Below are 25,117 nucleotides of genomic sequence, written 5' to 3'. Positions count from 1 at the left end.
CACCAGTACAGATTTATAACTTTTTACACTTAATCCTTTAGTAGGTTGCCGTGCTACCGCCTAAATTTAATAAAAATCAATTAACACCTACTGAAAGGAAGTTATCTTGTTAACTACTACCCTAATTACCTTAATCACCATTTTAGAGCGCCTACTTGCAACCGGTGCTTTAACAACTGCCCTATCAGCCCTTTTTAGAAAGGCTTTGATGTTACTTGGGGTGTGAGTAGATAAATAGTGAGCATTTGGGCGGTGATTTTTAAAACCGCCCAAAATGTGATGGAATTAGCCGTAATCCCGTAGATAATTCAACTACAAAAAGGCAACGCTGCTAATTTGTGGCTCTTAATAGTGGGAGAAAAATGCCAGCTGTAGTTTTACTTGGTGCGCAGTGGGGCGATGAGGGCAAGGGAAAAGCAACTGATCTATTAGGTGATCAAGTTGATTATGTTGTCAGATATCAAGGCGGAAATAATGCCGGTCACACAGTTGTAATAGGTGATCAAAAGTACGCACTTCACTTACTTCCTTCTGGAATTCTTTCACCAAATGTAGTTCCAGTAATTGGTAATGGAGTTGTAATTGATCCAGCTGTATTACTTGAAGAGATTAAAGGATTAAATGAGCGAGGTATTAATACCTCAAAACTTAAGATCTCAACTAACGCCCACCTCATTACGCCATACCATCGCACCATCGATAAGGTCTCTGAAAGATTTTTAGGTAAATCAAAGATCGGCACCACCGGCCGTGGCATAGGACCGGCATATGCTGACAAGATAAATCGCATTGGTATTCGCGTGCAGGATCTATTTGATCCTTCTATTTTAAAACAAAAAATTGAAGCAGCCCTACATGATAAGAATCAGATATTAATTAAGGTTTTTAATCGCAAAGGTATTACTGTTGACGAGGTTTTATCTGAGTACCTTGGTTATGCCAAAGTTTTAGAGCCTTATGTGGCAGATACAGCTTTGCTATTAGATCAAGCACTAAAAGCTGGTAAGAATGTATTACTTGAGGGAAGCCAGGGAACATTATTAGATGTTGATCACGGTACTTATCCTTTTGTTACATCCTCTAATCCAACTGCAGGTGGAGCATCTACTGGATCTGGAATTGGTCCAACAAAGATCACGCGCGTAATTGGAATCCTTAAGGCGTATACAACCCGCGTTGGAAGTGGTCCATTTCCAACTGAGTTATTTGACGCAGATGGTGAAGCACTTAGAAAAATTGGCGGCGAAGTTGGTGTTACTACTGGGCGCAATAGACGATGTGGTTGGTTTGACGCACCCATTGCAAGGTATGCAGTAAGAGTTAATGGCCTAACAGATTTCTTCTTAACAAAGCTTGATGTTTTAACTGGCTGGGAGAAGATCCCAGTCTGTGTTGCATATGATGTTGATGGCGCACGTGTTGAAGAGCTACCAGCATCACAATCTGATTTTCATCACGCTAAGCCAATATATGAGTACCTGCCTGGCTGGAGTGAGGATATTTCAAAGGCTAAATCAGTTAATGATCTGCCAAAAAACGCTAAAGCCTACGTAGAGTTTTTAGAAAAGATATCAGGTGCGCCGATATCTGCAATTGGGGTTGGACCAGGAAGAGATGAGACAATTGTGGTTAGGGACCTAATCAAATGAGTATCACACCAAATGTTTTAGCAACAAGGTATGCAACTGCTGAGATGGTGGAAATCTTTGATCCAATAAATAAAATCATTGCAGAGCGTAAGTTTTGGATCACAATATTAAAACTACAGAAAAAAGCAGGACTACCAATTACAGATGCTGATATTTCTGCCTATGAAAAGGTTATAGATAAGGTTGATTTAGCATCGATTGAAAAACGAGAGAAGGTATCTCGCCATGATGTTAAGGCCCGGATTGAAGAGTTTAATTCTTTAGCAGGAGCAGAGAAGATTCATATCGGTTTAACTAGCCGAGATTTAACTGAGAATATAGAGCTAATTCAAATTCGTGATGGTTTAAATTTAATAAGAAAAAGAAGCCTAGAAACATTGTTTCTACTTGAGAAAAATATTAGTAAGTATGAAAAAACTTATATGGTGGGCAGAAGTCATAATGTGGCAGCCCAAGTAACAACTTTAGGTAAGAAATTTGCTACATGCGGTGAAGAGTTACTGTATTCATTAACTTCTCTTAATGAATTAATTAATCGATTACCACTTCGAGGTCTTAAAGGACCAGTTGGAACTGGTCAAGATGGTATTTCATCCCTTGGCTCAGTAAAAGATTTAACAAAGATGGAAGAGGCAATTGCTTCAGAGTTTGGTTTTGAAAACACTTTAACGAGTGTTGGCCAGATTTATCCAAGATCAATTGATTTTGAAGTTGTATCTAAGTTATTACAGATAGCATCGGCTCCATCTTCCTTTGCAACTTCCATAAGATTAATGGCAGGTGCTGGCTTAGTTAGTGAAGGATTTAAGCAAGGACAAGTTGGATCTTCTGCTATGCCACATAAAATGAATTCAAGATCATCTGAGCGAATAAATGGCATGATAGTTCTTCTTCGTGGTTATACAACCATGGCAGCAGATCTAGCTGGGGATCAATGGAATGAAGGAGATGTCTCTTGCTCTGTAGTTAGAAGAGTTGTTATCCCAGATGCCTTCTATGTTGCAGATGGCTTACTTCACACCTTTATGACCATTCTTACTGAGTTTGGTATTTTTGAAGAGAATATAAATAAAGAATTATCTGAGCAGCTACCATTTTTAGCTACAACACAGATATTAATGGCATGTGTTAAGGCTGGAATGGGCAGAGAGGTTGCTCATGAAATGATTAAAAAATATGCCACTACAAATACCGCCAGTAACTTCTTTACCGCATTAACTAGTGAAATAGATTTTCCACTCTCACTCGCTGAGCTAAATGATCTAATTAAAAACCCAGCAGATTTTGTCGGAAGCGCCATTGAGCAATCTCAAAAAGTTGGCGAATCAATAAAGAAAGTAACAAAGGGTGAGGTAAGTAAGGTTGATCTAAAGCCTTTGATTTAAGTATGACTAGCTACCATTAAGTACCTTTTTTAATAAATTTAGCCAATTCACAGGCAATTCACTTAAATTTGGGGTAGACAGAGCGCCTGTAGAGGTTATTCTTATCATCTAAAGTCAAAGTGAAAGTGGGATTTCAAATGTTGAAGGCGTCAAATAAAGTAAGAGCATCGGTACTTGTGGCCACATTTGGCTTATTCCTTGCCACTACCTCTTATGCAACCTCTGCAAATGCCGCCACAGTTAAAAATGGCGTGAGCTGTACCAAGACCGGTTCAAAAACTAAAGTTGGCAGTAAGGGTTATGTTTGTGGCTACAATCCATATATAACACCAACAAAGCGAACATGGATGCTCACTAACTGCAAGCTATCTAATGATCTATTGGTACAACTAAAAGAAGCTGAAGAAAATATGCTTATACAAGCCAACATCTTTGGCTATAAAACATTGACCGATCTAGGCAATGCCTTAGGTGGTCAAGAGCAAAAAGATGTTAATGAGTTGGTTAAATCAATTACCGACAGTGAAGCTGTTATGAAAAATACTTTTTGTAAAAAAGGCAAATAAGTAACTTCAAAACAGAATAATGATTAAAAGAATATAAGTTCTTTTATGTCAAAAGATTTAGATATTAAGCTCCAGGTAAAATTGGTCTTAGATCTAATAAAATCAATTTCACCTGGAAAATCTGTTGAGTTAAGAGTGCCACCCTACGGCGCGATTCAATGTGTTGCAGGTAGTAATCACCGAAGAGGAACACCACCCAATACTGTTGAAATGAGTGGGCAAACTTTAATTAGGCTGATAAATGAGCCATCTCTTTGGATCTCTCTCTGTGAGTCAGGTGAGGTAAGGGCTTCAGGTTTACTTAGTGACTTATCTAATGTTTTCGCTCAAGCAGAGGTGAAATATAGAGCCTAATCTTCGTGATTTGGCATAAAGTGAGGGTAATTGGTTAATCTTCACCCTACGACAGAAAAGAAATTGTAAGGAGGCCAAAGCTATGGGACGCGGCCGTTCAAAAGCTAAACAAACCAAGGTTGCTAGAGACCTTAAGTATTCAAATCAAGATATGGATTTAGAGAGCCTTGCAAAAGAGCTTCATAGTGAATTACCTGATAAATCTAGTGATCAAAATAATGATCCCTATTCAGAAGATAACTATAAACCTCGTTCTTAAATAAAATTATTAAAAATAGGAGTAGCGTTAAGTAATGCGCCCAACCCCATATGTTGCCTCCCTTCGAATTTATGAACCAATAGATTCATTTGCGGCTGATGATCAATTACGTTGGTCACAGATTGTTATTACTTCACCAACTAGTTGGGATGAACAAAAAAGAGCGCTTACTAGAACAATAAATAACGAGCCACCTGCGCTAAAGCTAGATGGCGCACACGTTTTAGATCATGAAGGAAAAAGATATGTTGCCCCGTGGTCAACAGCTGCAAGGTGCTGGGCAGCCTTAGATGATTTTAAATACACGCTCCCTGCTGATGTAATAAAGTTTTTTGTTCCCCAAACTATTGAAGACTCCATTAGAAGTACTACTGAGATTGTTGAAGATAAGGTCTCACATATCCTCACCTGCACCTGGAATATCCCACCTCGTTGGTTTGCACTCTTTCATCCAGAGGAGCGATTACGTGGTGAGAATGAAGATGGACCATTCACAATTATGCGAACTTCAATTGGTAAGGCAAAACAACGAACTACTTTTACCCATGAAGCAGTACTAAGTGCTTTTGGTTCCGGTCAGGTGGAGGGTGAAATTGCAGATCTTCTGCAATGGCTTGAAATCTTTGATAACAACTCAATTGTGGAGTTAGATTACGGCGGCCTTGCTATTTATTTGAATAACTTACTTATTCAAAATGGTGAGGCAGGTCTTGATTCTGACACTTCAGTTGAGGATGTGAGCACATCTATTGCAGGGCTAGCTTCCGGGGACGGGGCACTCGCAGGCCGTGGTTATGAGCGGCTGGTATCGCGCTGGCGCAAGGTGGCCGCACTGGAATCTGCAACCTAAATAGAAGTACTTGTCCTTAAATATATTTAAAGGGATACTTAGCTCATAAGGTTTAAATCAGACAATCTGTATTAACTTTTTATTAGATGAAAGATGGAGGATAAGAAAATGAGTCAAAGTAATCTCTCCCATCTTTCAGTCAGTGGCCAGGAGAATTTACTAACCCCAGCTGAGGTTGCCGCCCTTTTTCGAGTGGACCCAAAGACTGTTACAAGGTGGGCAAAAGCAGGCAAGTTAACCTCAATTAGAACACTTGGCGGACACCGCAGATATAAAGAGTCTGAAGTTAAAGCGCTACTAAAAACTATTACGCCAAATACAACATCTAATCAGGTAGGTGGGAATTAAATGAGTGAAGAAACTTCTAAAAAAGAAAGTAATGATCCAAAGGCGAAGATGTTAGCTGCGCTCGCTAAGAAACAAAAAGGTGGCAATAGTGGCAAAACTGGTGGGCCAAGTTCTGGTTCTAAGATTGGAGCCGGCCAAACAGGCGGGGCTGCTCCAAAGATGCATAGGCGAAAAGCTGGATCTGCTTAAAACTAGCTAGATAGTTTTCTTCTTAAAGACAAAAAACTTTAATGATAAAAAGCTTAAGGGTGCAATAAAAGGTATTGGAATTAACTTAGCTATCTTAGGATCAATACCGGCAGTAATTAAGACTTGAAGAAGTAATGTGCCTGCAGACCAAAAGATGACAAGGTTTAGTAAGTATTTTATCCCTGATTTTGAATGATCAGCCTGACTCTTAAATGACCAAAAGTAATGGGCAAGGTAGTTAAAGGTAATTGAAAATAATCCGGCGCAAAAGTTTGCAATAAGTACAGAAGTAATTAAAGAATACAAAGATATAAAAATAAGGTAATCAATTACAGTTGTAGTTATACCAACTAACGCCCACCGCCACATAGAGCCATATTTTTTAATCAAAGTGATTACCTTTTGCTGCATTGGTAACCCCTCTGTTATTCATAAGTACTTTGTGGCTGAGGCCGGGATCGAACCGGCGACCTAACGATTTTCAGTCGTTCGCTCATACCAACTGAGCTACTCAGCCAATCAAACTTATTTACTTCAGTTAAGAAATAAATAAATCGCGACCCAGACGGGACTTGAACCCGCGACCTCCGCCGTGACAGGGCGGCGCGCTAACCAACTGCGCTACTGGGCCAACTTTAAAAGGAACGGAATCTCTTCCTTTCCTTTTGCGTCCCCAACGGGATTTGAACCCGTGTTAACGCCGTGAAAGGGCGACGTCCTAGGCCACTAGACGATGGGGACTTAGTGGAAGGGTAAGGGTATCGGTTGAATTAAGCAGGACAAAACTAATAAACAAATAGGCGCAATATCTTCTCTTGGATAGATAGTGCAACAATTAGCCATCATGACCATAATCTCCAACTGCACAGCAGCGGCTCTAAAGGATGCTGCTGCTTCCCTGATAGCTGGAAATCTTGTGGCATTTCCAACTGAGACTGTTTATGGCCTAGGCGCAGATGCCTCTAACCAGCAAGCTGTTGCCAGAATCTATGAGGTTAAGGGCAGGCCTACTGATCACCCATTAATAGTTCATATCTCTTCCATTAATAAGTTAGATAAATGGGCGAAAGATATACCTGAGTATGCAGTAAAACTTGCAAGGAACTTTTGGCCTGGGCCTATGACTTTGATTTTACCAAGAACAGATTTAGCCAAAGATTTTATTACCGGTAGCCAAGATAATGTTGGTATCAGAGTTCCATCACACACTGTTGCACTTGCCTTACTTCAAGAATTTGAATCCCAAGGCGGCATTGGAGTAGCAGCCCCTAGTGCAAATAGATTTGGAAAAGTATCACCAACCTGTGCCGATGATGTTAAGGCAGAGTTATATGATTACTTAAATTCAAAGGATTTAATTTTAGACGGTGGCTTATCTTTCATTGGCGTTGAATCTACCATTATTAATTGTATCAATACCATGCCCAGCATCTTAAGACCGGGAGCAATTACGGCTACCATGATAAATAATTTACTCGGTATTCAAATTGAGGTTTTTGCAAAAAATGATAGCGATCAAATAAGAGTACCTGGTTTATTAGAGTCACATTACTCACCAAAAGCCAGAGTTTTTCTATCTGGCACACCAGCAATTGGTGATGGCTTTATTGCTCTAAGTAAATTTCCAACCCCACCTGGTGTCATTAGATTGACATCTCCGGCGACTAATGAAGAGTATGCCAGAACTTTGTATCAAGGACTCCGCCTTGCAGATAGCAAAAAGCTATCTAAGGTATTCGTTATTGAGCCAGCGGGAAATGATATTGCAGTTGCAGTTTGTGATCGGCTTCAAAAAGCTGCAGAATTTATTGTTAATATTTAATTATTAATTTAAAATCTTTTACTTGGTGAAGTTTAAAGAAATAAACAACGATATATATCATTCAGTTTGCTAAATTTTGAATGATTGAGATTAGGTACTAAACGCCTTTTATCTGATTTAGACTTTTTACCAATGCCGGTGCCCAAAAGCAAGTAAGATACCTTAGATAGCTCTAATCGTTTAACCTCGTGGGCCATCTCCTAGCAGTGGAAATGTCCTGGACCGAATTCGAGTCAAAGGCGGAGAAGACTAAGTAAGGGGCGTATTGTTTTAAAGTCTAACTTTCGCACTGTATATATCTTTTGTATATCCGGGTCGAAGCCAGTACTGATCGCGACTTAAATTATGTCCTTTCAGGGATTCAAGGTTAAGAACTTTAAAAGAGTTAGCTTCATGATTCACCGATATCAATAAATTACTATTGTTCAAGCAGAACTCGGCATAGCGATTTGCGATTCCAACATCCATTTCTACAAATGAATCACAATTCATAGAAATTGTAAAAGTTTTATGTGAGTTCTGATACAACTTCTTAGGTGTTAAAAATCTAACAACAGAATTCTTAAAGTTTTCACCATTTAATGAAATATTTGCTTCGCCTAGAACTTTACCTAAGTATGTAGCTGAGGCTACCTGAGTCAAAGGTAAATCCACCAAAGTTGTTTGAATTTTTGCATTGGAAAGATAGTAAGCATTTCTTCCCAGCCCACCTCCTATTTCCAGCACAGTATTTCCTTTTAAGTTAAATCTTTGGATATTCTCGACAACAAGATGTGATTGATAAAGAGATTGAACTATTCGATAGGTAATTACTCCATATTTAGTTTGGAGTCCAAACTCCTTTGGGAATGAATAAGGAAAAGAAATATCTACTTTTAAATATTGTGCGATCTTTGCAATTAATCCATTCGGAGAAATTTTTTCCTCCCGAATTACTGATTCTGGATTCACAACTGGCACTGCACCTACCGCTTGTGCAAGAAAGTTCAAAGCTGAAATAATTAAATCCTCTGGGCCCATCTCATTAATCACATAATCACTCGAACTGTAAGTCTCATCAAAACCGAAAAAAGTTCATGACTAGCCGGATTTGAGAGGTAGTCAGCTATAAACTTCGGGTTTTGCGTGGTAAGAACTTGATGAACTGGCAATTTTCTTTCATCTAATTCTCTCCACATAGAGTCACCATAAGTTTCAAAATCATTCAAAGCTTCCATATAGGATTGCTTTATTCTGCTAGCAAAATTTTCTGAAATCATAAATCCCTTCAAGAATTTTTACTGCTGCGTGCGACTCTATCCATATGATAACCCTATCTCAACTACTATATTCACTTCTTTGGAGAATCATTTTTGGAATTTCAATTTTTAAGAATTTTCAGGAAAATTTCTTTTAGAGCCACAAATTTTGCCGAAGATCAGAATAAGGTTCAACGGCTACCCTCCGGCATATCTTTTGGGCAGCCTTAATGGGCAGAAATAATTGATGAATATCCGTATTCGGAAGCCAATAGGTTTTTTTAGGAGCCATAATATTTTCATAACCTGAATATTTAACGGATAGTAGTAACACAACTCGTAAATTCACATCATAATTCTTTTATGTTCAGGTACGCTCATGCTATGTTTCAAAAATGCGATGTACTGATCCTTGGCGCTGGCGTGATCGGGCTTTCAATTGGAATTTCTCTTTTGAAATCTAGATCGAACTTGAAAGTAATAATTGCTGAAAAGGAATCTTCTGTAGGTCTTCACGCAAGCGGTCGCAATTCAGGTGTACTACATGCAGGCTTTTACTATTCTCCTGATTCACTTAAGGCGAAGTTCTGTAGAGAGGGCAACTTCGAACTACGCAATCTAGCCAAATATCACAACATAGAAGTTCGAGAAGTAGGTAAAGTTGTTGTGACTCGAAACGAAAGCGAAATCCAGCGACTTCACGCTCTTTGCGAACGTGGAATAAAGAATGGCGTTGAGGTTGAAATCAAAGATGCTTCCCAGCTTCATAAATTCGAACCGCTTGCTATCACGCACAATAGTTTTCTTTGGTCGCCAACAACTGCTGTTTGCAATCCAACACAGATTATAGAGGCACTATTCAAAGATTTCCTTTCACTCGGTGGCCGAATTGATTTTGATAGTAATGTTTCACTAAGTGAATTAGGAGATGAAATTTATGATGATTCGAATCAATACGACGCTAAGTATTTTGTAAATGCGGCAGGCGCTCAAGCCGACCGCATTTCACGTAAAGTTGGAGTTGGAACTGAATATGCAATGGTTCCGTTTATAGGAATGTATAGAACGACAGAAGAATCAAATCTGCCACTTCGGCGATTAGTTTACCCAGTGCCTCATCCGATCAATCCATTTCTTGGCGTGCACTTCACTTTAACTATTGATAAAAAGGTTAAGATTGGGCCAACTGCAATCCCAATCTTCGGAAGAGAACAGTATTCGCTTTTTGGTGGTTGGTCTGGATCTGATCTAATTCAATCACTTAAAGGAATTAAATCACTCGTAAGAGGTGATGCACATGACTTTGGGTCAATTTTAAAGTCTGAATGGCCAAAAATCATTCAACCACTTTTGGTAAAGAAATCAGCCGAACTTGTTCCAACTGCACTAGGTGTAAAAAAATGGTATCGAAAACCACCTGGAATTCGCGCCCAACTTATTCATCTTCCCTCAGGACTACTCGAGCAAGATTTCGTGGTTAGATCCAGCGGAAATGCAACACATGTTCTCAATGCCGTATCTCCAGGCTGGACCAGCAGTCTACCGTTTGGAAGATTTATTACTAGCGAATATATACTGCCAAAATTGTATTAATGGCACAGACTTCTCCACTATTGTTGGAGAAATAAGGGGTAATAGATGAGAAAAAGAGTTGTAGTCACGGGTGGTAGCGGCTATATCGGTTCAGTGCTGTCTCAACTTCTCGTTGAATCTGGGTATAGAGTTCGGATTTTAGATCGCTTTTTTTTTGGCGACACAATTCCAGACAATGAGTATATCGAAAAAATTAAAGTTGATTCGCGTACATTTTCTTCAGAACTCCTAGAGGATACGTATGCAGTGCTTGATTTAGCTGCTATAAGTAACGATCCGGCAGGCGAACTTGATCGAATAAAAACAATTGATATAAATTATCGCGCTCGTCGACGCCTTCAAGAATTAGCATCAGAATCTAAAGTTGAGCGATACATTCTGGCGTCATCTTGCAGTGTCTACGGGTTTCAAGATGGAATTCTAGAAGAAACCTCACCCGTAAACCCTCTAACTACATATGCAGAGGCAAACATTTATGCCGAGGAATCTGCAATCAATTTACTCAATCGGGGAACGGACATGGGAATTACCATTTTTCGTCAAGCAACTATGTATGGTCTAAGCCCTCGAATGCGTTTTGATCTTGCCATTAATGGAATGACCTTAGGATTGTGGGAAGGTGGGAATATTCCAATTCTTCGTGATGGAAATCAATGGCGACCTATGATTCACATACGAGATACTTCAAAAGCCTTTATTGCTGCACTTGTTGCCGATAAGGACTTGGTCCAAGGGCAACTTTTTAATGTTGGTTCCAACGAGCAAAACTATCAAATAATTCAGAGTGCCAAATTAGTTGCCCAAGGATTAAATAAACCATTTAATTTTGAATGGTACGGTGAGCCAGACCATCGTTCCTACCAAGTTAATTTTGATAAGATTAGAAAAGTATTGGACTTTGCGCCTGACTGGACTGCTGATCGTGGTGCAGCAGAAATAGCAGTTGCGCTAGAGCGTGGGATTGTAAAGGCTGATCAAGTCACTAAAACTGTTGCCTGGTATTCCACTCTACTTGAATGGGAAAGTAGGCTGAAAGATTTAGCTCCTGACGGATTTGTTTTATGAACTCAGTTGCGATCATCGGCCCAAGGGGTCAACTCGGGACAGATCTTGTTAAGACTTTTTCCAAAGCTGGGTGGAGGGTTTTTCCCATAACTCATGAACAAGTGCAAGTTGAAGATATTGATTCTGTGAACAAAATTTTGAGGGAGTATAAATCGGATTGGGTGATAAATACTGCCGCATTTCACAAACTAGAGGAATGCGAAATGAATTCAGAAAAATCTTGGCGAATTAATGCTATTGGACCGCAGAATGTTGCTCAAATTGCAGAGGAAATAAAGTGCAGAACTGTGTTTGTTAGTACTGACTATGTTTTTTCTGGAGAACTCCCAGTGGGGTTTTCGTATAGTGAAGAAGATTCTGTCTCACCAACTAATGTTTATGGCCATTCAAAAGCAGCCGGAGAAATTGCAACTCTATCAATATCGAAGAGAAATATCGTTGTTAGAATTTCTAGTGTTTTTGGATCAGCGGGAAGTAGTGGTAAAGGTGGAAATTTCATTGAGACAATTATTGCCAAGGCAAGGCGAGGTGAGAAACTGCAAATTGTTGAAGATATACACATGTCACCTACATATACAATTAGTGCTTCAGATATTCTTCTGCATGCATTGAGCGAGGGTTTCGGAGGAAAGCTCCACGCAGCGAACTTAGGGACTACAACTTGGCTTGACTTTGCGCGCGAGATCTTGAGCCAGATGAATTTGAAGGCAGAGATATCACCATCTCAAACTGATCCCACCAGAATTCCACAAAGGCCAAAAAATTCTTCACTCAACTCCTCAAAATCCCTTCAAATGCTCTCCACCCATCCTTCCTGGGAAAACGGTCTAACGCAGTATTTGAGAGAAAAAGATCACATTTAATGAAAGGCATTATTCTTGCGGGCGGAACTGCATCGAGACTAAAACCTGCTTCCTTTGTAGTTAGTAAGCAGCTTATGCCCGTTTACGACAAGCCCCTTGTTTACTACCCTTTATCCACTCTTATGTCCATTGGGATTCGGGATATCTTAATTATCTCCACGACTAATGATCTTCCATCATACAAAGAGCTTTTTAAAAACTCTCATATTTGGGGAATTGAAATTAGTTATGCTGAACAAAAAACGCCAGGTGGGCTTGCCGAAGCTTTGCTGATCGGCGACAGCTTCATCGACAATAAGCCTGTTGTCCTCATATTAGGAGACAACTTATTCCATGGCGTAGGGCTAGGAAAACAACTTATGGAATCATTTAAGGAACCGGGTGCGCTCATTACTGCTTATCACGTTGACAATCCGATCGCGTTTGGGGTTGTTGAATTTAATCAAAAAGGAGTGGTGACTTCTTTGGAAGAGAAACCTCTTCACCCAAAAAGTCATTGGGCTGTTCCTGGGATATATTTTTATGATGAAACAGCAATTGAGCGCACAAGAAAAATCACCAGGTCATCCAGGGGAGAACTTGAAATTACAGATTTGAACAAAAGTTACATGCATGACAAACAATTGAAAGTAATTGCCTTAAAAAACCATGTAAAATGGTTTGATACAGGAACTCCGGATTCTTTACTAAATGCTGCGCTGTATGTACAGCAAAATCAACAAGAGGATGGACTCTTGATCGGATCTCCTGAAGTGGTCGCATGGGAAGCGGGATGGATTTCGGACCAAACATTATCCGAGTTAGCCCTTGCAGTAAACAAATCGAGGTACGGCTTTCACCTAAAGGAAATTTTAAGTGGGACGAAATAGATGGGAATCATCACCGAAGGTATAAGTATTAAGTTAAAATATTTACAAGTAATCCCATTTGTCATAACCTGGCTTCCGCCTTTTTTTCTGTTCTCTCACATAGTTCGGCACCGGATTGTTTTTCCATTCTGGGACTATTGGGAGCAAGTACAATTCTTCTATACTTATAGCCAAAATGGCCTGTTCGCGGCGATTCAACAGATAATTAACACACCCCTGAATGAAACCAGGCCTATTTTTCCAAGACTAATTCTTTTTTTTAATGGGGTTGCGACTGATTGGGATATTGAATCAGAGTATAAATTTACTTATATTATCTTGTCGATTGCAACAATAATTTTGATAATTGCTTTAAAGAAAGTAGCCGCGAAATCAAAATATTACTGGTTGTTCTTGTCAATACTCACAATTTTTGTTTTCTCGCCAGCAGCACATGGAAACTTATGGTGGTCTTGGCCTCTTTTGTTCAACTTAAATTTCCTACTTACATTAATTTTTTTGTTCATATTTGCGTTCTCCAAAAAACGAAAAATTAATGAAGTTATACTTCTCTCCTTGGCTTGGATTGCTTCATTTACACTCACAAATGGTCTTCTTCTATTTCCAATAATCATGTTTGCTATTCTGTTTACAAACAGCAGAAATAGGATCAAATTAAAACGTCTAGTTGTTTGGCTAATTAATTTCATACTAATACTTTTCATATACTTAAAGCCAATTGCTAATAGTCCTCGCCCGAAACTCCCTGATTTTTTCGAAATATTCAACTTTGCCTTAAGCTACATTGGTAACCCACTTTTTTCTATCATAACTTTCCAATATCAGAATCCTTTCGAACCTCATTCATATGTAAAACATACAACCGTAATAGGAATTATCATTCTTACGTTATGCGTTGTTTTGATTTACAGAAACCAAAGAAAAGTAGGCTTCCTTCAAGGTAGCAGCATGTTGCTATTTTGTTGCACTTTTTACAGCCTTGCCTCCGGAATTCTTACTGCGATTGGAAGGGTAAATTTCGACACGTATGGGGTACAAAACGCAAATAGCAGTAGATTTGTCCAAATTGGAACAGTTTTATACATTGGATTAATTTTTCATGTTTATGACGAGATAGTTAGATCAAACCTTAGAAAGATTGGAATTTCTACACTATTAATTACGTATTTTGTTCTCGTCTTATTTTCTTTTAACTCGCATAAAGCCTCCAGTAAAGTTTTTTTACAGATAGATAATCTTAATTACCAACTTGCACAAGGCTTTAAAATACCACCTAAACCAACTGAATTTGATTCTTCACTTTATCCAAATCAAGACCATCTCAACTATATGCGTTTGCAATTGTATAATCTGAAACTAGGCCCCTATTCTAACCGTGAAGATGTTGATAGGTTCAAAATAATTCGCCAATATTCTGGAGATATGAAGGAAGCGTTGACTTTAAATCCATCGTCTAGTTACACACAGCTTTTCCGAACTGGTTCATTTAGAGCTAATTCACTTGCTTTTCCATTAGTCACTTGGGGAACCAAGCCATCAGAACTTCATTTTAAAATTGCAGTTTATAAGAATTATCAAGATGTTCGAACTCGAATTTATTCTGAAATACTAACTTTGAAAAATGTCTCAGACTGGCAGAAAATGTACTTAAGCAATTTAAATCTCGAACCTTTAACAAATTACGAACTCCGTTTTTCGATAAATGAATACACAAATATTCAAAATGCAAAAGTTGGAGTTCCATTATTTTCTAACAAATACACGGTTGAGTCCTTTAAAGAAAACACATTGACGTATAAGTCAAATATTGGATTGGGCTTAGAGCTGCTTAGTTGATTTCATTTCTTTCAAAGCTATCTATCTGATTTCGCAAGATGTCGACGGGCTTGATACTATTTCTTATACTTGAATGCCACTCCAGAGTCCATTTAATGCTTTGTTCCAACGTCAACCTTGGTTGCCAATTTAATTCACTCTGCGCTTTATCAGAATTGAGACTTAAATATTTGCTTTCGTAAATCTCATTTTGTATTTCTTGGCATTCAATCTTATTGCCTATGAATTTTTCTACTATATCAAGTACCTCTCGTACAGATTTTACGTCTGCTTGATTTGGCCCAAAATTCCAAATACTGTTTTTTTGTGTTTTTGCTAGGTAAAGAGTTGCCAGGTAATAGCCCTCTAGGCAATCCAAGACGTGCTGCCAAGGTCGCGTTGAATGTGGTGATCTAAGTATTAGTTTATTATTTTGTTCTAATGTTCTAATTATGTCTGGGAATAACCGATTGGAGGCACTGTCTCCTCCGCCGATTACATTACCAGCACGAGCGATACCTGTAGGAATTTTTGTAACGTAGTTACTCCAGCTATGCGTAAGAATATCTGCCATTGCCTTCGATGCACTATATGGTTCATGCCCAGATAGTTCATCCGTTTCCTGAAATGCAATCTTTTTTTCATTATTTTTGTAAACTTTATCAGTGGTAACAATTAATTGGGATTTAATACTAGGAATTTTGTTTGTAACTTCCAGGACATTTAGTGTTCCTGTCACGTTCGTTAAAAAAGTTGCATGTGGTTGATTGAGCGAATCAAGAACCATTGATTGAGCAGCAAGGTGAATGACAAAATCTGGATTTGTTTTTTTTAAAGTCGATTCTAAATAATTAAGATCAAGAATATCGCCTCGAAAATCATTTTCCATCATCGATGTTACATCTGCTATTTCAAAAATTGATTTTGGAGTAGGATTTAAAGCGTAACCTGAAACCTTATGTCCTTTATTTGCAAGCAATGCAACTAGCCAAGTTCCTTTGAAACCTGTGTGACCCGTTATGTAAAAATGCACTCCAACAGTATACATTCTGAGTTTAATGATTCACTCTTCTAGCGGGTTAGGGTAGAATCGTCATATGAAAATTCAGGATACTAAATTTGATGATGTAAAAATTATTGAGTTTAATCGCCATCTAGATGATCGGGGGTTTTTCTCTGAAATTTACAAAGAAACAGTTTTTGACGGTTTTAAAATTCCTCCTTTCGTTCAAGATAACTTATCGTTCTCAAGTCGAGGCACGATACGAGGTTTGCATTGGCAAAGGAGCCCCTGGGCACAAGGGAAGCTCGTAACATGTTTAACGGGACAAATTTACGATGTTGTAGTGGACATTAAAGTAGATAGTCCAACTTTTGGCCAGTATTTGGGCACCGAACTAACGGAATCAAAACCTTCTGCGCTTTGGGTTCCACCCGGGTATGCACATGGTTTTCAAGCCCTTGAAGACAACACGCGAGTGGTATACAAAGTTACTTCCTATTGGAATTCTGGTAGTGAAAGCTCCCTGAATTTTAATGACCCGGCCTTGGGAATAGATTGGCGGAATCTCCCGCCATTGGTATCACCAAAAGATTTAGAATCTCCATACTTAAAGGATTTAAAACTACACAGAGATTAAATTGCGAAAGAAAGTAATGATTTTTTTTGAAGATTTCATTTCATTATTGTTAGGCAATAGAGTGACTCCTTTGAACCCAAATTCATTCAATACAGCGTTCGAGAGATCTGGAATTCCTGAGGGATTCCTAGAAACCAAATCCTTCTTAATGCCTGGGAAGCCTTTCTCAAGGAGCTCTCGCCAAAAAAAATGAGTTGGGTTTAGAGACTTTTTGGCTAGAACTTGCCTTTGAACAAAATCAGTGCGAGAAGATTCTTTTTTGTCTTGTGACAACTGTTCTTTTTTCAATGTCGTAATCAAATCTTCGTAAGGGTAAATAACCGATACTTTCGAAAGTATCTTGCCATTTCTTAACTCGCCAAATGAAACTGCTGCAAATTTACTTCTCCAATTCCTAATTTGTTTCATCCAGTTCTGAAATTCTAAAAAAGCCTCCTGTCCTGAAATAGAAACAAAATATGATTGATAATGTTTTCGGGGTTGGAAAGAATTTGTGAAAAAGCTAATACCATCTTTATCTCCAATATTTCGAACAATTTCCAAAAAGGAATTTGGGTTCCAAAGCAATGAATCATTAATTATCACGAGACGTTGACAATTCGGTCCTAATCGCTTTGTGAAGTCTCTGTACGCTCCAAGGTCAAATCCTAAATTCTTGCGAACGATTGATGGGTAACGAGAAAACTCAAATGGTTTAGGTAAATCTGAATTAACAACTATGTAAACCTTAAGGCCTTCAAAACTAACTTTTTCGAAAAGTAAAGTTTCCATTTTTGTAAATTTATAATCGTTTGAGTACTTAACATACAGAAAGATTCTGGCCTCGTTGAAAGTGCCGTCCTTCGCATTAACATAAATCTCTTGATTTTCGCTATCAGAACAAAAATGATCCTTTAGGGCAGAAATAAACTCATAAAGCTTAAATCCAAAATCTCTGCTGGATTCGGAAAGTTTATTTTTTTTCACAATTTAGATTCTCACTATGAACTCCCAATCGATCCAAAATATTAGTTCCATTCTTGCCCAACATCGGAGAACCATCTTGGATTAATGCAGAGGGAAAGTGAAAGTATGCGTTAAAGTCTGGATCACCCAACTGCGGTTGGAAGTGTTTATTTCTGTGTATTCCATATTGGTTTAAAATTCTAATTGTGGGTTTTCCTGTTTCATTATTGACTAATTGTCCGACAATTGGGTGATTTCCGGTCAACGAAAATGAGAATAGTTTGTTTATATCGAACTCCTTCATTGGATAAGAACGAGAGGGGGTACTGAATATGAATTCAGCGTCACAATCACATTTCAAAAATTGATAAGACTGGTGTAACCTTCTAACAACATGCGAAAAGGGGTATCTCTGCTTAAATTCGTTCATTGTTTTTGCGTCATCTACTTCATTACCTATTGATTGAATTTGAAGGCAACATTTTGGAAATAGACTTCCAATTTGGCTTAATTGATAATCGCCATTTTTCAACACGATTTCATGGTTTTTATAGCTTGGATTATCTAATTTTCGCGATATAAGTTCTTCTTGAACCGCCACTTTAGAGTACCTAGAACCTTGAGAATTGTTAGTTTGAGATGCCTCATGCTCTCGCCAAAAATAAACTGGACAATCAAAGAAGCTTAAGGTTTGATTCTCAGTTAAAGATGTCAGAAGTTGCCAATCAAAAATGTAATTCGATTTTTTATTTATTACCTGTATTGCTTGTAGTCTTCTAATTATTATCGGGTGAAAAAAGACACTGAATAATTTAATCGCAAGCCTATTCGGTGGATTCCTTTTGAAATATTTAGATTCTTCTATTGTTTTACCTACTACTTCGTTTGCCACATAAATATCGGCATTACCCTCCCTAACTTTAGAGATAAACTCTTCGACAAAAGGATAAAGTAAAAGATCATCGTAATCAATGGGAAATATCCACTCTAACTCTGCATGTTCCAATGCGACTTTAATTGCTTCGTTTAATTCCAGATCTAATTTCACGATAATCAAATCAACATTCGAATCATTCTTTAATGTATTTAAACGTTCAGCTTCTTCATTCTCGCCGTGAACTACTAGCATCCATCGAATATCATCACATAGAATTGTTTTCAGGTTTTCGTACAAATCTAAAACATAATCCAGATTTGAGGTGCTTTTAACTGTTGTAATTATGTTTATGCCACCGAAATTTTTGATTGTTTCAGATACGGGGTTTTTTTGTAAACATACTTCTTCTTTATCCTCATTCTTATGATTTAAGAAAACTTCTGTACGACCAGCCAGATTATTGGAAATGTCATTTACTAAATATATTTCAGATAGATCCTTTTGTTGTGTATCAGCTTTAAAGTTTGGTGAGTAGATAAGCTTCAGCTCCTTTATCAATATTAAACTGATTAACTCCTCTAGCGATAGTTCCGGCGTGGCGCCAATTTGATTTAGTGTTTCTCCCTTAATCGCAAAGTTAAAGGGATTGATAATTTGTGTGCTTTGCCGACATAGAAGACTGATAGATTCATGAGCTGAATTCATACCCGAAAAACTAGTATTGTGTTTGATCGGAAGAAATTCATTTTCATTTGTCAATACTGAACTGCTGGTTACCACTGAGTTTGGCCATATTTCTAAAATGGTATCCATCTCTAATTGCATTTCTGTGTCTAGGTCAGTTGTGGAATCGGTAAACCAATAGATAGTGTTATTCTGAAATTCATGATTTTCCTGGCCAAAGTTACTTTGGTAGTATTTGACAATCTTATTGTAGCCTGTAATTTTGAACTTTAATTTTATGAATTTATTTTCTGACTTAGTTAATAAAATTCGTCTATTTGGTCCACCTTGAAAATTTGGATGACCAATGACGCTAAATTCTTTATTGCTATTCGATACAAATTTCCGTAAAACCTGCTCCTGACTTTCTAGCACGTAGGGTTTGCTTAGCCAATTTTCCGAGGTGCTTTCTGGGTGCAATCTCCATGTGTATAAAACATGGTTTAGATATTGGAATTTATTTTTATTTTGATTGAAACACACGGCAGTAAACCAATCATGTGAACCATTTGGTGCGTTTTCATATACGTTCAATTGTTTAGCTATTTTGGTTTTAAAACAAATTACATGGGTTGTGAAACACATTTCCGAAAGTAGAACCTCATCGAAGTCCATTCGCGTGGCTGGAAAAATGTTTTTGTTTGCTAGCAGATATTCACTTGAGTACCAAAAATCTATCTCTGAATTAGCGTGAATGTGACTCGAAAGAACAGCGAAGATATCTCGCCCCACTAAGTCATCAGCATCAATTGGTAAGAAATATTCAGATTTCGCTTCAGATAACAATATTGCCATACCTGCCGCGATGCCATTATTTGAGGCAGTCTGTAAGTAACGAAATTCTGGTAGATACTGATGGATTAGATCCTGGAGTTCATTATTACTATAGATTGTTGATCCATGATTAAGGATCAATATGTTTATGTTTGTTGAAAAATACTGTAATGCATTTTTTAATGATTGAAGTAATTCAACTAAGTATTCATTCTTAATATTGTAAACTGAAATACCTACGTCTATGGTTGGGACGTTGATTTTTTTTGTACCCGTATTTGTGTGTAGACACGTACATGAAAACTCTCCATTGAATTCTAATTGGGGTTGTTCATTGCATAGAAACTGTTTTATCCATAGGGATAGGTTCTCCAAACTCACATTCATGTCTTCAAAATCTTTATTGGCGCTGATTCCTCCATTTTCCTCAATTTTTTTCACTAATGCTTTCCCAATATTTTTTGCGATTGCAGCTGATTCTGGTGCTGATGCAAAAATATATTTTGAGTACTCTGCTAATCTCGTTTTAGTTTTGTTTGCGAATGTTGTTGTTATTGAAGGCACGTCGAGCTGCATGGCCTCGATTACTGGAAAGCTTGTATGCGGCGAATTCATCAAAGCCATATAAACATCCGATTTTCTAATTAAGGAAATATATTCGGCATAACTCAACCATGGCGCTGATTTCAAGAAGGTATTTTCTGAAAGTTCAACTTCATGTATATTTTCCCCTACGGCAATAAAATTCCAAAGTTCTGGATCTAAAATTTTCCACTCGAGTGCAAGTTGGATTGCTTTAACTCCAATATGGAATAGGTTTCTTTGTGCCTTTGTTGGGCGAGCGTAAAAGAGGAGAGTTTTTGGTTTTATCATCATTTCTTTAAGTTTTAGAGGTAGTTCATCATTTTGTCTATATAAAGTATTTTTAAGAAGTGGTAGTGGAATTATGAATGATTCGTTATCTTTAGATATTTTTTCTGCAACGACTCCAATTTTATTTTCAAGGTAATATTCCGCTAGAATTGGCGATGCCACAATGGGGATCATGTTTTGATCATAAGTGTTTCTGGCTAACACCATCTCATCGGATGAGGAATGCAGCAAGGGTTCAAAATCTTGGATCAAATAAAAAGGAATTCCCTCCGGCGACATAAAACTGGCAGCGCCTTTGGCTATTTCAAATGTCCACCATGCAGTTGCCATGAATTTCTCACCTTTTGAAACAACCAATTCTGTATTAAGAACTTCAAACTCGAGCGACGTAGGCAAATCTTTGATTTCTAATGTGTCTTTGAGTAGCTTTGAGATTTCATCTTCGGGAATATTGTATTTTTCTTGAGCACCATCTATAGCCATGACTCGTACACGAAATCCGTTCGTCGCAATTTTTGCGGCTATTTGCAGGGCAATCATTGGACCGGCAGAGAACGATCCGGAACGTAAAGATGGCAGCAAAATTGTTAGATTTGGGCCATTGTGTTCGGCAACAAATTTATAGTATGGGATCCAGGGGCTACTTGAAAAATGTATTTCTTTCAGTGAATGGGTTGTTGATATTTTTTCTGCTTCTTTTAACCATTTTTTATACGTTTTGTAAACAAATCCATCAGTTTTTTTCCGAATCACCAATGGCAATCTAGTGTAAATCTTTTTAGCTTTTGCTAGCACTGAGACCCCTGTCCCATCTATATTTGGAATTTCTGCAAAATGGCATTAAATACATTGTATTCCGAAAAATCTTTCTGTAACGTGTGGAATCCAACCGAATTGCCTTAAAAAAGGTGAAGCAACTTCTCCTGCCTTGTATTCCCGATCCACGCCTTCCATTCTAAAATCAGATTTTCCATGAATTTCATTCAACCTATTTATGAAATCAAGATTTGAAGTTAGGAATCCGGACCCTATATCTATTTCGCCCATCATCTGATTATCTATCACTGATTTGAACCCCGTGACAACGTCTTCGCTGAAAATGTAGTCAAGTTTTTCGTTTGGATTTTTGAGTATGAAGCTTTCTTTTTTCTCGAAATAATCCCCGATAATTCTTGGTCTTTTCTGTTCAAAATTTACGACATAAAATGGCCGCACCCAGGCAATTAAGTTTGTTGACTTCATGGACAATAAATGTTTTTTTGTTTCATATTTTGAATTGATGTACGGGTTAGTGCGGTTAAGCTTTCCGTCTAGGCATGAGCCGACTCCAACAAACTTAATATTGTTGTCGTGGCAAAAAATAGAAAGATTTATTGTTAGATCCCGCCAGTCATAATTAGCCAATGATAAATGATAATTTTCCCGCCCATTTGAATTCCAAGCCAGTTGGACAACAACGGAAATTCTATTCAACAAAAGATACTTTTTTAGCTCTTCAAGTCCGCCCGCTTTTAATAAGTTAAATGTATTGCGGTGGATCTCGTAATCATTCTGAAGACTTTCACAGAGCTGTGAACCAATAAAACCTGAACTTCCTACAATTAGAATTCTTGTGGCCATGAATTTGCTTCCAAATCTGCATCTGATATCTCTGTAATAGGCAGTGGCCAAGGAATACCTAAGTTGGCATCTTTCGCATTAATTTGTCTCGATAGTTCCACATCATATCTGGCGGTCATGAAATAGGTTACAACCGAATTTTTTCTTAAGGTTTGGAACCCATGTGCGTATCCCGGTGGAATGATCAACGCTAGATTGTTGCGTTGGCTTAATGTAAAGAAATTAAATTGTCCATAAGTTTGCGAATCTTTTCTAAGGTCTAAAACCAAGTCCCATACTTCTCCTTGAATACATTGGACAATTTTCCATTCCTGAGCGGGCTTCGCTTGATAATGTAACCCTCTTAGTGTTCCAACCTTCGGATTCGTAGATACGGAAACTTGCATTAAAGGCAATGGCAAAAAATTTTCAAATAAGTCATAGTCGTAGAGTCTTTGAAACGTTCCTCTTCTATCTCGATGGACCGGTAAGTAAATACTCTCTACTTTACGCATTTTACAATGTCACTATTTAGATTTGAGTCATTGTAGGAATGGCTTTCCAAATTTCACCTTGAAACTTTGGATATTCATCATGAATTTGCTTACTTACTTCGTTGGCTATATTCCATGGAAACACTATTATTTTTTTTGGATTACTATTATATCCAATTATGGGTTTGACAATTTCAATATTGCACCCTGGAATAAATTTTCCTTGCTTGTATGCATTAGAATCAATAACGTATTGCATGTCATTAGAATCTATTTGAGCAGCGTTTAGCAAAACCGTTGCCTTTGCCGCGGCACCAAACCCTAATACAGATCCACGATTGTGATTTATCCAATTCTTGAATTCAAGAATAGCTCTTTCAGACTTTATCCGGAATTGTTCATGTAAATCTTTGTCATTTATACCGATGGACAGTTCTTTTGAAGCAGATTCAACTTTTATGTCCTTTGAATTTTTTTTGCTTAGCCAGTAACGAATCGAGCCACCGTGAGTTGGAATCTTTTCAACTTCTTGGAGGGAAATTTCATATTCATCGCAGAGATATTGAATTGCGTTAACTGATAGATACGAAAAGTGTTCATGGTAAATGGTATCGAACATATTGCCCTTCAACATTTCAAGAAGTGACGGTGCCTCTATTGAAACAATAGATCCTTGATTTACCAAAGTAGCTAAACCTTTAAAAAAATCATTTATGTCCGGCACGTGCGCCACTACATTATTGCAAATGACTAGATTCGGTACATTCCCGTTTTCAATTAATTCGTTTGCTTTCTCATAGCCAAAAAAATCTACATCGGTAGGAATTCCTTTATTTATAGCTATTTCAGCGACATTTTTTGCAGGCTCTATACCTAGCACTCCAATGCCAAATTTTTGAAAATATTGAAGCATGTAACCGTCATTACTCGCTATCTCGAGTACTAGAGATTTTCGATTTAAATCCATTTTTTCTATTATTTTTTTTGCGAATTCTTCAGAATGAGCGAGCCAGTGAGTACTTGTGGACGAAAAATAAGTGTATGTTGAAAAAATTCTTGAAGGTGTTGCGAATTCACCGATTTGTCCTAACTTACAAAATGAACAAATCTTGAATTCTAGAGGCCATGCCTCGATATCGCCGTTCTTGGGTTGTGAAATTAACTCATTAGAAAGCGGTTGATGCCCCAAATTTAGAATTGTAGGACCTAGCTCACGATCACAAGCTCTGCAATTGGTTTCTCCGCGTTTATTCATGTTAATCGCACCTCAAGGTAAGTTAGAAGTTATTTTTCCCATGGGATGTTTCCTGAGTCCCATAAACCATTGAGTAATTGCATTTCACGATAAGTATCCATAGCCTGAAAAAAACCATGGTGCTTAAATGCCATGAGTTCACCTAATTCAACTAATTTATTTAATGGTTCAGTTTCTAAGGCACAATTTTCACTTAAGATGTTGAAAACATCCATATTGAAAACAAAGAAACCCGAATTCACCCAATCTTCCACTTGCGGTTTCTCTTTAAAACTAGAGATAGTTCCATTGTCATTCGTTTCTAGAACCCCAAAGCGAGACATTGGTTTAACTGCCGTTAAGGTTGCTATTTTGCCATGTGATTTATGAAAATCCAATAACTTCGTAATGTCCACATCTGCCAATCCATCTCCATAAGTGCACATAAAAGTTTTCCCTGAAATGTATTTCTTGACTTTAAGAAGACGACCGCCAGTTAAGGTGTTCTCGCCAGTTTCCGCCAAGGTAATATTCCAGTTAAGATCACCAGTACTTTCGTGGACATCAATTTTCGAATCCTTGCCTAGAGTAATTGTGCAATCATTACTCATTTCATGAAAATTCAAAAAATACTCTCGGATAGCATCTCCCCTGTAACCTAAGCACGCAATAAAGTCTTTGTGGCCAAACTTCGCATACCTCTTCATAATGTGCCAAATTATTGGATAACCTCCGATGCGAATCATCGGTTTAGGTTTGTATTCAGTTTCTTCCCGCAGTCTTGTTCCCAAGCCACCGGCAAAAATGACAGTTTGCATAGGTAAATTGTACTCAATGCTTTGTGGATTTATTTGAAATTATACAATTTGAACAATAAACGCTGCAAAAACGCTTAATACAGGCTAGTTTGGGCTACGGCTTAGCTTTGAAATAGAATTGAAAATGTGGCAGGAGATAATCTTAGTGCTACTTGGGGAGAATAGAGAAACTACACTTAAACCCGTGAACTTCATGCTAAAGCAATTTACAAAAAATGTAAGTTACACAATTCTCTAATTCTAGTAATAGAATTAGAGTAAATGAATTAGGAACT

Annotated in this window: 25 protein-coding genes and 3 tRNA genes; 15 read left to right on the top strand and 13 right to left on the bottom strand. The window is 37.9% G+C overall.

What is annotated here, in order from left to right; all coding sequences use genetic code 11:
- The first annotated feature begins 362 nt into the window (after positions 1-362).
- The 8 genes from B1sIIB91_RS05670 (at position 363) to B1sIIB91_RS05635 (ending at position 5,600) form a co-directional block, all read left to right on the top strand.
- A complete protein-coding gene (locus B1sIIB91_RS05670) occupies positions 363-1,649 on the top strand; it encodes an adenylosuccinate synthase (protein ID WP_095688606.1) in 1,287 nt (428 codons plus the stop codon).
- On the top strand, positions 1,646-3,034 hold the full coding sequence (gene purB, locus B1sIIB91_RS05665; RefSeq protein WP_095688605.1) for an adenylosuccinate lyase: 1,389 nt from the start codon (positions 1,646-1,648) through the stop codon (positions 3,032-3,034). Before B1sIIB91_RS05670 ends, purB begins: the two co-directional genes overlap by 4 nt.
- 137 nt (positions 3,035-3,171) lie before the next feature.
- On the top strand, positions 3,172-3,600 hold the full coding sequence (locus B1sIIB91_RS05660) for a hypothetical protein (RefSeq protein WP_150123738.1): 429 nt from the start codon (positions 3,172-3,174) through the stop codon (positions 3,598-3,600).
- A gap of 45 nt (positions 3,601-3,645) precedes the next feature.
- Positions 3,646-3,954, top strand: coding sequence for a sterol carrier family protein (locus B1sIIB91_RS05655; protein WP_095688603.1), 309 nt, complete (start codon positions 3,646-3,648; stop codon positions 3,952-3,954).
- An 82-nt stretch (positions 3,955-4,036) separates the two neighbouring features.
- Positions 4,037-4,213, top strand: a complete 177-nt coding sequence (locus B1sIIB91_RS05650) for a DUF3073 domain-containing protein (protein ID WP_095688602.1) — start codon at positions 4,037-4,039, stop codon at positions 4,211-4,213.
- 34 nt (positions 4,214-4,247) lie between these two features.
- Positions 4,248-5,063: a DUF8083 family protein gene (locus B1sIIB91_RS05645; RefSeq protein ID WP_095688601.1), complete on the top strand. Its 816-nt coding sequence runs from the start codon at positions 4,248-4,250 to the stop codon at positions 5,061-5,063.
- 108 nt (positions 5,064-5,171) lie between these two features.
- A complete protein-coding gene (locus B1sIIB91_RS05640) occupies positions 5,172-5,411 on the top strand; it encodes a BldC family transcriptional regulator (protein WP_095688700.1) in 240 nt (79 codons plus the stop codon).
- Positions 5,412-5,600, top strand: coding sequence for a DUF5302 family protein (locus B1sIIB91_RS05635; RefSeq protein WP_095688600.1), 189 nt, complete (start codon positions 5,412-5,414; stop codon positions 5,598-5,600). It abuts the gene before it with no gap.
- 6 nt (positions 5,601-5,606) lie between these two features.
- On the opposite strand, the gene B1sIIB91_RS05630 is transcribed toward B1sIIB91_RS05635, so the two are convergent.
- The 4 genes from B1sIIB91_RS05630 to B1sIIB91_RS05615 form a co-directional block, all read right to left on the bottom strand.
- Positions 5,607-6,011 (bottom strand): GtrA family protein, encoded by a 405-nt coding sequence (locus B1sIIB91_RS05630; protein WP_095688599.1) that lies wholly within the window; start codon positions 6,009-6,011, stop codon positions 5,607-5,609.
- Between the two features lie 32 nt (positions 6,012-6,043).
- Positions 6,044-6,117, bottom strand: a tRNA-Phe gene (locus tag B1sIIB91_RS05625).
- 40 nt (positions 6,118-6,157) lie between these two features.
- Positions 6,158-6,231: transfer RNA gene (locus B1sIIB91_RS05620), tRNA-Asp, on the bottom strand.
- Between the two features lie 37 nt (positions 6,232-6,268).
- Positions 6,269-6,341, bottom strand: a tRNA-Glu gene (locus tag B1sIIB91_RS05615).
- A gap of 103 nt (positions 6,342-6,444) precedes the next feature.
- Between B1sIIB91_RS05615 and B1sIIB91_RS05610 the strand changes: the two genes are divergently transcribed.
- Positions 6,445-7,422: an L-threonylcarbamoyladenylate synthase gene (locus B1sIIB91_RS05610; RefSeq protein WP_095688699.1), complete on the top strand. Its 978-nt coding sequence runs from the start codon at positions 6,445-6,447 to the stop codon at positions 7,420-7,422.
- Between the two features lie 270 nt (positions 7,423-7,692).
- Here B1sIIB91_RS05610 and B1sIIB91_RS05605 read toward each other — a convergent pair whose 3' ends face one another.
- Both B1sIIB91_RS05605 and B1sIIB91_RS05600 read right to left on the bottom strand, forming a co-directional pair.
- A complete protein-coding gene (locus tag B1sIIB91_RS05605) occupies positions 7,693-8,454 on the bottom strand; it encodes a putative sugar O-methyltransferase (RefSeq protein WP_095688598.1) in 762 nt (253 codons plus the stop codon).
- Positions 8,451-8,681, bottom strand: coding sequence for a hypothetical protein (locus tag B1sIIB91_RS05600; RefSeq protein WP_095688597.1), 231 nt, complete (start codon positions 8,679-8,681; stop codon positions 8,451-8,453). The genes B1sIIB91_RS05605 and B1sIIB91_RS05600 overlap by 4 nt, the downstream gene beginning before the upstream one ends.
- A 363-nt stretch (positions 8,682-9,044) precedes the next feature.
- On the opposite strand from B1sIIB91_RS05600, the gene lhgO reads away from it, so the two are divergent.
- The 5 genes from lhgO (at position 9,045) to B1sIIB91_RS05575 (ending at position 14,886) form a co-directional block, all read left to right on the top strand.
- Positions 9,045-10,253 carry an L-2-hydroxyglutarate oxidase gene (gene lhgO, locus B1sIIB91_RS05595; RefSeq protein ID WP_190279172.1) on the top strand — a complete coding sequence of 403 codons (1,209 nt, stop codon included), beginning with the start codon at positions 9,045-9,047 and terminating at the stop codon, positions 10,251-10,253.
- A 45-nt stretch (positions 10,254-10,298) separates the two neighbouring features.
- Positions 10,299-11,318: an NAD-dependent epimerase/dehydratase family protein gene (locus tag B1sIIB91_RS05590; protein WP_095688595.1), complete on the top strand. Its 1,020-nt coding sequence runs from the start codon at positions 10,299-10,301 to the stop codon at positions 11,316-11,318.
- On the top strand, positions 11,315-12,181 hold the full coding sequence (gene rfbD, locus B1sIIB91_RS05585; RefSeq protein WP_095688594.1) for a dTDP-4-dehydrorhamnose reductase: 867 nt from the start codon (positions 11,315-11,317) through the stop codon (positions 12,179-12,181). Before B1sIIB91_RS05590 ends, rfbD begins: the two co-directional genes overlap by 4 nt.
- Entirely contained in the window at positions 12,181-13,050 is an 870-nt protein-coding gene (locus tag B1sIIB91_RS05580) for a sugar nucleotidyltransferase (protein ID WP_095688593.1), read from the top strand. The genes rfbD and B1sIIB91_RS05580 overlap by 1 nt, the downstream gene beginning before the upstream one ends.
- Before the next feature lie 555 nt (positions 13,051-13,605).
- Positions 13,606-14,886 carry a hypothetical protein gene (locus tag B1sIIB91_RS05575; protein ID WP_190279171.1) on the top strand — a complete coding sequence of 427 codons (1,281 nt, stop codon included), beginning with the start codon at positions 13,606-13,608 and terminating at the stop codon, positions 14,884-14,886.
- Here B1sIIB91_RS05575 and rfbG read toward each other — a convergent pair.
- Positions 14,879-15,913 (bottom strand): CDP-glucose 4,6-dehydratase, encoded by a 1,035-nt coding sequence (gene rfbG, locus B1sIIB91_RS05570; protein WP_095688591.1) that lies wholly within the window; start codon positions 15,911-15,913, stop codon positions 14,879-14,881. The genes B1sIIB91_RS05575 and rfbG overlap by 8 nt on opposite strands.
- 49 nt (positions 15,914-15,962) lie before the next feature.
- Between rfbG and rfbC the strand changes: the two genes are divergently transcribed.
- Positions 15,963-16,505 carry a dTDP-4-dehydrorhamnose 3,5-epimerase gene (rfbC, locus tag B1sIIB91_RS05565; protein ID WP_095688590.1) on the top strand — a complete coding sequence of 181 codons (543 nt, stop codon included), beginning with the start codon at positions 15,963-15,965 and terminating at the stop codon, positions 16,503-16,505.
- On the opposite strand, the gene B1sIIB91_RS05560 is transcribed toward rfbC, so the two are convergent.
- Genes B1sIIB91_RS05560 through rfbF form a run of 6 tightly spaced genes read right to left on the bottom strand, consistent with a single transcriptional unit; the run spans position 16,491 to position 24,842 of the window.
- The gene (locus B1sIIB91_RS05560; RefSeq protein ID WP_095688589.1) at positions 16,491-17,471 is read right to left on the bottom strand and encodes a hypothetical protein; all 981 of its coding nucleotides are present in this window, start codon (positions 17,469-17,471) and stop codon (positions 16,491-16,493) included. The two genes, rfbC and B1sIIB91_RS05560, sit on opposite strands and share 15 nt — an antisense overlap.
- Positions 17,458-21,492, bottom strand: a complete 4,035-nt coding sequence (locus B1sIIB91_RS05555) for a rhamnosyltransferase WsaF family glycosyltransferase (RefSeq protein ID WP_095688588.1) — start codon at positions 21,490-21,492, stop codon at positions 17,458-17,460. The genes B1sIIB91_RS05560 and B1sIIB91_RS05555 overlap by 14 nt, the downstream gene beginning before the upstream one ends.
- Before the next feature lie 45 nt (positions 21,493-21,537).
- Positions 21,538-22,317 (bottom strand): NAD-dependent epimerase/dehydratase family protein, encoded by a 780-nt coding sequence (locus tag B1sIIB91_RS05550; protein ID WP_095688587.1) that lies wholly within the window; start codon positions 22,315-22,317, stop codon positions 21,538-21,540.
- On the bottom strand, positions 22,299-22,811 hold the full coding sequence (locus B1sIIB91_RS05545; RefSeq protein ID WP_095688586.1) for a dTDP-4-dehydrorhamnose 3,5-epimerase family protein: 513 nt from the start codon (positions 22,809-22,811) through the stop codon (positions 22,299-22,301). Before B1sIIB91_RS05545 ends, B1sIIB91_RS05550 begins: the two co-directional genes overlap by 19 nt.
- Before the next feature lie 16 nt (positions 22,812-22,827).
- Entirely contained in the window at positions 22,828-24,045 is a 1,218-nt protein-coding gene (locus tag B1sIIB91_RS05540; protein WP_095688585.1) for a class I SAM-dependent methyltransferase, read from the bottom strand.
- Positions 24,046-24,074: 29 nt separating this feature from the next.
- A complete protein-coding gene (gene rfbF, locus B1sIIB91_RS05535) occupies positions 24,075-24,842 on the bottom strand; it encodes a glucose-1-phosphate cytidylyltransferase (protein ID WP_095688584.1) in 768 nt (255 codons plus the stop codon).
- Positions 24,843-25,117 lie beyond the last annotated feature (275 nt).

Source organism: Candidatus Nanopelagicus abundans (genome assembly GCF_002288305.1).
GTDB classification, from domain to species: domain Bacteria; phylum Actinomycetota; class Actinomycetes; order Nanopelagicales; family Nanopelagicaceae; genus Nanopelagicus; species Nanopelagicus abundans.
Note: the sequence above shows the minus strand (reverse complement) of the source record. Positions and strands in the feature narration are given on the sequence as shown.

What these genes read in the sequence shown, in the direction of transcription:
- lhgO (WP_190279172.1), top strand. Translation starts at nt 9,045, where the DNA reads ATGTTTCAAAAATGCGATGTACTGATCCTTGGCGCTGGCGTGATCGGG.
- B1sIIB91_RS05600 (WP_095688597.1), bottom strand. Translation starts at nt 8,681, where the DNA reads ATGATTTCAGAAAATTTTGCTAGCAGAATAAAGCAATCCTATATGGAA.
- B1sIIB91_RS05660 (WP_150123738.1), top strand. Translation starts at nt 3,172, where the DNA reads ATGTTGAAGGCGTCAAATAAAGTAAGAGCATCGGTACTTGTGGCCACA.
- purB (WP_095688605.1), top strand. Translation starts at nt 1,646, where the DNA reads ATGAGTATCACACCAAATGTTTTAGCAACAAGGTATGCAACTGCTGAG.
- rfbC (WP_095688590.1), top strand. Translation starts at nt 15,963, where the DNA reads ATGAAAATTCAGGATACTAAATTTGATGATGTAAAAATTATTGAGTTT.
- rfbG (WP_095688591.1), bottom strand. Translation starts at nt 15,913, where the DNA reads ATGTATACTGTTGGAGTGCATTTTTACATAACGGGTCACACAGGTTTC.
- B1sIIB91_RS05590 (WP_095688595.1), top strand. Translation starts at nt 10,299, where the DNA reads ATGAGAAAAAGAGTTGTAGTCACGGGTGGTAGCGGCTATATCGGTTCA.
- B1sIIB91_RS05610 (WP_095688699.1), top strand. Translation starts at nt 6,445, where the DNA reads ATGACCATAATCTCCAACTGCACAGCAGCGGCTCTAAAGGATGCTGCT.
- B1sIIB91_RS05580 (WP_095688593.1), top strand. Translation starts at nt 12,181, where the DNA reads ATGAAAGGCATTATTCTTGCGGGCGGAACTGCATCGAGACTAAAACCT.
- B1sIIB91_RS05655 (WP_095688603.1), top strand. Translation starts at nt 3,646, where the DNA reads ATGTCAAAAGATTTAGATATTAAGCTCCAGGTAAAATTGGTCTTAGAT.
- B1sIIB91_RS05650 (WP_095688602.1), top strand. Translation starts at nt 4,037, where the DNA reads ATGGGACGCGGCCGTTCAAAAGCTAAACAAACCAAGGTTGCTAGAGAC.
- B1sIIB91_RS05640 (WP_095688700.1), top strand. Translation starts at nt 5,172, where the DNA reads ATGAGTCAAAGTAATCTCTCCCATCTTTCAGTCAGTGGCCAGGAGAAT.
- rfbF (WP_095688584.1), bottom strand. Translation starts at nt 24,842, where the DNA reads ATGCAAACTGTCATTTTTGCCGGTGGCTTGGGAACAAGACTGCGGGAA.
- B1sIIB91_RS05540 (WP_095688585.1), bottom strand. Translation starts at nt 24,045, where the DNA reads ATGAATAAACGCGGAGAAACCAATTGCAGAGCTTGTGATCGTGAGCTA.
- B1sIIB91_RS05630 (WP_095688599.1), bottom strand. Translation starts at nt 6,011, where the DNA reads ATGCAGCAAAAGGTAATCACTTTGATTAAAAAATATGGCTCTATGTGG.
- B1sIIB91_RS05545 (WP_095688586.1), bottom strand. Translation starts at nt 22,811, where the DNA reads ATGCGTAAAGTAGAGAGTATTTACTTACCGGTCCATCGAGATAGAAGA.
- B1sIIB91_RS05635 (WP_095688600.1), top strand. Translation starts at nt 5,412, where the DNA reads ATGAGTGAAGAAACTTCTAAAAAAGAAAGTAATGATCCAAAGGCGAAG.
- B1sIIB91_RS05670 (WP_095688606.1), top strand. Translation starts at nt 363, where the DNA reads ATGCCAGCTGTAGTTTTACTTGGTGCGCAGTGGGGCGATGAGGGCAAG.
- rfbD (WP_095688594.1), top strand. Translation starts at nt 11,315, where the DNA reads ATGAACTCAGTTGCGATCATCGGCCCAAGGGGTCAACTCGGGACAGAT.
- B1sIIB91_RS05550 (WP_095688587.1), bottom strand. Translation starts at nt 22,317, where the DNA reads ATGGCCACAAGAATTCTAATTGTAGGAAGTTCAGGTTTTATTGGTTCA.
- B1sIIB91_RS05645 (WP_095688601.1), top strand. Translation starts at nt 4,248, where the DNA reads ATGCGCCCAACCCCATATGTTGCCTCCCTTCGAATTTATGAACCAATA.